Annotated in this window: 3 protein-coding genes and 1 pseudogene; all 4 read left to right on the top strand. The window is 62.7% G+C overall.

The window, feature by feature from the left end:
* Positions 1-59 precede the first annotated feature (59 nt).
* Positions 60-362, top strand: a pseudogene (locus A9X04_RS29460) (MCE-family protein MCE3A); the annotation flags it as partial.
* A 25-nt stretch (positions 363-387) separates the two neighbouring features.
* Positions 388-1416: a virulence factor Mce family protein gene (locus A9X04_RS04525; RefSeq protein ID WP_067918149.1), complete on the top strand. Its 1029-nt coding sequence runs from the start codon at positions 388-390 to the stop codon at positions 1414-1416.
* Positions 1413-2750 (top strand): MCE family protein, encoded by a 1338-nt coding sequence (locus tag A9X04_RS04520; RefSeq protein WP_067918147.1) that lies wholly within the window; start codon positions 1413-1415, stop codon positions 2748-2750. The genes A9X04_RS04525 and A9X04_RS04520 overlap by 4 nt, the downstream gene beginning before the upstream one ends.
* Positions 2747-3895: MCE family protein (locus A9X04_RS04515; RefSeq protein ID WP_067918154.1), on the top strand; the 1149-nt coding region annotated here is incomplete at its 3' end. The genes A9X04_RS04520 and A9X04_RS04515, both read left to right, overlap by 4 nt.

Below are 3895 nucleotides of genomic sequence, written 5' to 3'. Positions count from 1 at the left end.
CAGCACGAAGCCGGTCACCTCGCAGTTGACGTGGCCGCCTTCGTCGCGCTGTCCGTCGGCCGGGCGGGAAACCCGGCTGTGGGGCATTACCGGATCCGGCCAAGAACTACCCGGCCCGCTATGTGGTCACCAACACCGGATGGGGGACCGGCATGGATATCCGACCCAACATCGGTTTGGGCCACCCGTGCTACGCGCAGTATTTCCAGGTGACCAGGGCCACGCCCCAACCGCCGAGCTTGCGCTGTGTCGGACCGCCGTCACCGGGTCTGGCCGTCCCCGCGCCGGGGCCATTACCGCTGCCGCCGCCTCCGGGTGGCCCACCCGCGGCATCCGCCGCCGTCCCACCACCGAGCCCATGAGTCGCCTCGACCGAAGGAAAATGCGATGAGAGAGAACCTCACCGCCATCCTGTGGCGCTTAGGCCTGTTCATGGTGGCGTGCACGCTGGGCATCGTCGCGATCATCGCCGTATTCGGCCAGATCAGGTTCCAGCAGGAAAAGAGCTACAACGCCGTTTTCACCAACGTCACCGGGCTTCGCGACGGCAACTTCGTGCGCATCGCCGGAGTCGAGGTTGGCAAAGTCAAGAAGATCACCGTCAACGACGACGCCACGGTGACCGTCCGCTTCTCGGCTGACGATTCGGTGGTCCTCACGCAAGGCAGTAAGGCAGTCATCCACTACGAAAACCTCATCGGTGACCGGTATTTGGCGCTCGAAGAAGGAGCGGGATCCATTCAGCGCCTCCAACCCGGCCAGACCATCCCAATCCAAAGAACGCAGCCTGCTTTGGATCTGGAGGCACTGATCGGGGGATTCCGGCCGTTGCTGCGGGCGTTGAATCCCATTCAGGTGAACGCGCTGACCGGCCAGCTGATCCAGGTCTTCCAAGGTGAGGGGGCCACGATCAGCTCCTTTTTGGCGCAGACCGCCTCGGTAACAAACACTTTGGCCGATCGCGACCGGCTCATTGGTCAAGTGATCGATAATCTGAACACGTTGCTGGGGTCGCTGGGGGACCAGAGCAAGCAGTTCGACAAGGCGGTTGACTCGGTTTCGGAGTTAGTGAAGGGCCTGGCCGATCGACGCGCAGACATCACCACTGGGGTGGCCTACATCAACGCCGCCGCGGGCTCGGTGGCCGATCTACTCGATCAGGCGCGCGCGCCCCTGCAGAACACCGTCCACCAGCTCGACCGCACCGGCGGACAGATCATGGCCGACCACGACTACGTCGACAACCTGCTGGAACATTTGCCCGAGAAGTACGCGATCCTGGCGCGCCAGGGCCTTTACGGCGATTTCTTCAGCTTCTACCTGTGCGACGTGATCCTCAAGCTCAACGGCAAAGGTGGCCAGCCAGTGTACGTCAAGGTGGTCGGTCAGGCCACGGGCAGGTGCACTCCGAAATGAAGAGTTTCTCCGAGCGCAACCCGATGATCATCGGTGCGGTGGGTCTGGGCGCGACGTTGGTGGTGGTGCTGGCCGCTCTGCAGTACGACAAGCTGCCGTTTTTTTCCGACGGAAAGACGTACAGTGCCTATTTCGCAGAGGCCGGCGGCCTGAGGAACAACGCCAACGTCCAGGTGTCCGGCTACCGCGTCGGTCAGGTGTCAAGTATCAGGCTCGACGGCCCCAAAGTATTGGTGACGTTCAAGGTTGCCGGCAACATTCGGCTAGGCGATCGTACCGAGGCGGCCATCAAGACCAATGCACTTCTCGGAACGAAGATCCTGGAAGTAACTCCGCGCGGTCAAGGCTGGACCTCGCAGACCATCCCGCTCGAGCGCACCACGTCGCCGTACCAGCTCTCGGAAGCGCTCGGCGATCTGACGAAGAACATCAGCGGGCTGGACACCGATTCGCTGTCCGCGTCATTGACCACACTGGCGCAGACCTTCAAAGACACTCCGCCGGACGTGCGGATCGCGGTCGAGGGGATCGCCCGCTTCTCCCAGGCGCTCGACAACCGCGATCTGCAGCTACGCAACTTGTTGGCGAACGCCAACAAGGCCAGCACGGTGCTGGCCAAACGCACCGACCAGATTGTCGAATTGATCGGCAACACCAATGCGCTACTGGCTTCCCTGCTGTCGCAGAGCAGCGCGCTGGATCAGATCGCCAACAACGTGTCGGCGCTCAGTAAGCAACTTTCTGCGCTGGTCGCCGAGAACCGTGCTCAACTGCGGCCCGCGCTGGACAAGCTCAGCGGTGTACTGACCATCCTCGACAATCGCAAAGACCGGATCCAGAAGTCCATCAAGTTGCTCAACGCCTACGCCATGTCGCTCGGGGAATCGGTGTCCTCGGGCCCGTTCTTCAACGCATACCTTGTCAACCTCTTACCGGGACAATTTGTCCAGCCATTCATCGACGCCGCGTTTTCCGATCTCGGCCTCGATCCGCACGTGTTGCTGCCGTCCCAGCGGACCGATCCTCAAACGGGACAGCCGGGGACACCCCCGCTTCCCCTGCCCTACCCGCGCACCGGTCAGGGTGGCGAGCCGAGAAGGACGCTGCCCGACGCGATTACGGGCAACCCGGGTGATCACCCATGCCCGCTACCCGGCCCGGGCTGCTATCCCTACCGGGAACCGCCGGCACCTCCCCCGCCCGGGGGGCCGCCGCCTGGCCCCCCCGCCTTCGTTCCCCCCGCACCGACACCAGAACCGGTCTACGTACCCGCCCCGGGAGAGGTTGCGCCATCCGCCGCGCCGGCCGGGCCACCCGCAGGAGCATCACGATGACACCGACACGACGAGTACGGGTGGCGCTCGCGGTACTACTCGTCCTGGTGCTGACCGGTGGTGTGACTGCGGCGATCCTGAACACAGTGAGCGCGCGCATGACCCGTTTCGTCGCATACTTCGACAACAGCAACAGCATCTACGCCGGGGACGACGTCGTGATCCTCGGGGTGCCGGTCGGCAAGGTGGAGAAGATCGAACCCGAGCCGCTGCGTGCCAAGATCACCTTTGCTGTTGAGGACACCTACAAGATGCCAGCCGACGTCAAAGCCGTCATCGTCTCCCCGACGCTGGTGACCGCACGGGCGATCGAGCTCACGCCCGCCTATACCGGTGGACCCACCCTCGCCAGGGGCGCGGTCATCCCGCAACAACGCACGGCGGTGCCCATCGAATTCGACGATTTGCGTGAGCAACTCGAGAAGCTCACGACGTCGTTGCAGCCGACGCAACCAGGTGGGCAAAGCGCACTTGGCCAATTCATCAACACCGCCGCAGACAACCTGCGTGGTCAGGGGGCGAACATCCGAGACACCTTGATCAAGCTCTCGCAGGCATTTTCGGCGCTGGGTGACCACAGCAAGGACATCTTCGGCACGGTGAAAAACCTGGCCACCCTGGTTTCGGCGTTGCAGTCGAGTACCGCGCTGATGCGCGAACTCAACCAGAACCTGGCGTCGGTCACGGGTCTGCTCGCCGATGACCCCCAAGCGATAGCCGACGCCGCCAAGAACCTCGATGCCGCTGTGGGCGAAGTCCAGTCGTTCGTTGCCGAGAATCGTGAGTCCATCGGAACGGTTTCCGACAAGCTCACGTCGGTCTCAAAGGCGATCATGGAGAGCCTCGACGACGTCAAGCAGACATTGCACATCTCCCCGACGGCGTTCCAGAACTTCGTCAACATCTACCATCCCGCCTACGGCGCCTTCACCGGCATCTTGAGCGCCAACAATTTCGCCGATCCGATCAGTTTCCTTTGCGGAGCGATTCAGGCGGCGTCGAGGCTTAACGCCGAGCAGTCGTCCAAACTTTGTGTGCAGTACATGGCACCAATCATCAAGAACCGCCAGATCAACTTCCCGCCACTCGGCGGTAACCCCTTCGTCGGCCCAATAGCCCGACCCAACGAGGTCACCTTCAGCGAG

It is taken from the genome of Mycobacterium sp. E3247 (genome assembly GCF_001667785.1).
Taxonomy (GTDB): Bacteria; Actinomycetota; Actinomycetes; order Mycobacteriales; family Mycobacteriaceae; genus Mycobacterium.
Note: the sequence above shows the minus strand (reverse complement) of the source record. Positions and strands in the feature narration are given on the sequence as shown.

Excerpts from the sequence above, each read along its gene's own strand:
- A9X04_RS04525 (WP_067918149.1), top strand. The coding sequence starts at position 388 with ATGAGAGAGAACCTCACCGCCATCCTGTGGCGCTTAGGCCTGTTCATG.
- A9X04_RS04520 (WP_067918147.1), top strand. The coding sequence starts at position 1,413 with ATGAAGAGTTTCTCCGAGCGCAACCCGATGATCATCGGTGCGGTGGGT.